At 70.4% G+C, this 2,186-nt stretch carries 2 protein-coding genes; both read right to left on the bottom strand.

What is annotated here, in order from left to right; translation table 11 throughout:
• The coding region (locus I5I_RS00585; protein WP_036315055.1) for an aminopeptidase P family protein at positions 1 to 1,136 on the bottom strand (1,136 nt) is incomplete at its 3' end.
• Positions 1,137 to 1,192: 56 nt separating this feature from the next.
• Positions 1,193 to 2,186: endonuclease/exonuclease/phosphatase family protein (locus I5I_RS00590; protein ID WP_036315057.1), on the bottom strand; the 994-nt coding region annotated here is incomplete at its 5' end.

Consider the following 2,186-nt stretch of genomic DNA (forward strand, 5'->3'; position numbering starts at 1 on the left):
TAGCGGCGATGCTGTCCGCCGTTGTCGGCGTCGAGCGCCTCGTCGGCGGTCACGGGGAGCAGCCCCCACTCGGCCACGCGTTCGGCGATGACGCGCATGGCGGCTTCATGGATCGTGCGGAACTTCACGCCGGGCCGGGCCGCCGCGAAGGCGGCGTCGGCGGCCTCGCGGACCGTCTCGTAGATCACGCGCTGGACGGGCGAGAAGGTGCCGCTGACCGGAATCGTGCGGGTGATGTCCGCGGTGTAGAGGCTGTCGACTTCCGCACCGGCGTCGATGAGGATGAGGTCGCCCGGAAGGACGGCGCCGTCGTTGCGGGTCCAGTGCAGATAGCAGGCGTGCGGACCGGATGCCGCGATCGTGTCATACCCCTCGCCGTTTCCCTCGATGCGGGCGCGATGGTGGAAGATGCCCTCGACCGCACGTTCTCCGCGGGGCGTCTCGATGATCCGCGGCAGATCGGCGACGATGTCGTCGAAGCCGCGAGCGGTGACCTCGACGGCGAGGCGCAGCTGCGCGATCTCGTAGTCGTCCTTGACGAGGCGCAGCTCGGAGACGACACGCGTCAGTTCCGGGTCCTCATCGAGAACCAGGTCGCCGTCTTCCGCCGCGAAGTCCTCGATCGGGGCCGTGGTGAGTCCGAGCTCGCCGGCGACGCCCGCCAGGGCGGGGCGCGGACCGATCCAGAACTCCCCGATGGTCGCGTCGCTGTAGAACTCGGCGGTGGTCCGGTCGGCGCGCTCGCGCAGGTAGAGCGTCACGTCGTGGCCGGCGCCGCCCTCACGCGGGTCGAACACGAGGACCGAATCCGGCACGCTGTCGCTCGCCCAGCCGGTGAGGTGCGCGAAAGCCGAGTGGGCGCGGAACGGGTAGTCGGTGTCGTTCGAGCGCTGCTTGTACGTTCCCGCCGGCAGCACGAGACGCTGCCCGGGGAAGGCGGCGGACACGGCAGCGCGGCGCGCCGCCGTGTAGGGCACCTGCGGCCGTGGCGAGGGGGTGAGCTCGGGCCGTTCGGCCCAGCCGGCCGAGATGGTGTCGAGGAAGCCGCGCGGGAACGGCTGCTTGCGGTTCGCGTTCTCAACGGGGGTGACGTCGGTGTCGGTCGTGGCGATCGTGTCGCTCTCGCTCGTGCTCATGGCACCAGTCTCGCACCTCCTTCTGTGCGACGGAGGGCGGGCGTGAGTCGTTGCTCTTACCGTGCGGCCTCGTACTGCACGACGAGCGGACGGTGGTCGCTGCCGCTCCCGTCGAGCGAGCCGAGAACGACCGATCCCGTCGGCGTCCAGTTCGCCGTCGCCATGATGTGATCGATCGGGGTGCCGATCAGCGGCGGCAGCGACGTGGACCACGTGCCCACCGCACCCGATCCGGTGCGGGCCGCGGCATCCGTGCATCGGCCCAGGTCGCCGCCGTCGACGCCCAGACGAGCCATGTTGTCGACGGTGGCGTTGAAGTCCCCGGCCATGATCACGTCGTCGCTCGCGCACTGATTCGCGATCCACGTCAGATCGCTGCGCCAATCGTCCATGCGGTCCTGACGGGGCGCGACTGCGTGGACGGCGACGATCGTGGGGCCGCTTCCGTCCACGGGCATCGCGACGACGCTGGGGACGGCGGAGGTGTTGCTCGCTCCGTCGGAGGTGGACGCCACGACGGCGTAGTCGCCGAGGGCGGGGGAGATGAGCAGGGTCGTGGAGTTCGCGGCCCAGTCCGGGTATCCGGGACGCTCACCGTAGTTCTCGTGATGGGCCCACATCGGCGCACCCATCTCGCGCATGGCGATCGCCACGGCTTCGCCGGTCTCGATCGTCGTCTCGGGCAGAGCGACGACGTCGGCTTTCATCGCCACGGCGGTGCGGGCGATGAGATCGGCGTCGGTGGCCGCACCGGCGGTGTTCCAGGTCATGACGCGGATGCTCGAGTCCGTCGCCGGCGGAAGGCTGCCGGTTCCCACACCGCGCGCGAGCAGGATGCCGCCGTTCGCGAGTGCTCCGAGCAGGGCGATGACCGCGATCGCGCCCGCGAACGCTCGCAGCGGGCGGGCGAGGGCGAGAAGCAGACCGAGCACGAAAAGGGCCCCGAGCACCAGGACGACGACAGGGCGCAGGGACACGATCTGGGCGAACGGGAACGTCTGCTCGAGGCGGAAGAACTGTGGCCACGTGACGACCGCCGGGCATCGCGGC

Origin of the sequence: Microbacterium sp. B24, assembly GCF_000333415.1 — a bacterium.
Classification (GTDB): domain Bacteria; phylum Actinomycetota; class Actinomycetes; order Actinomycetales; family Microbacteriaceae; genus Microbacterium.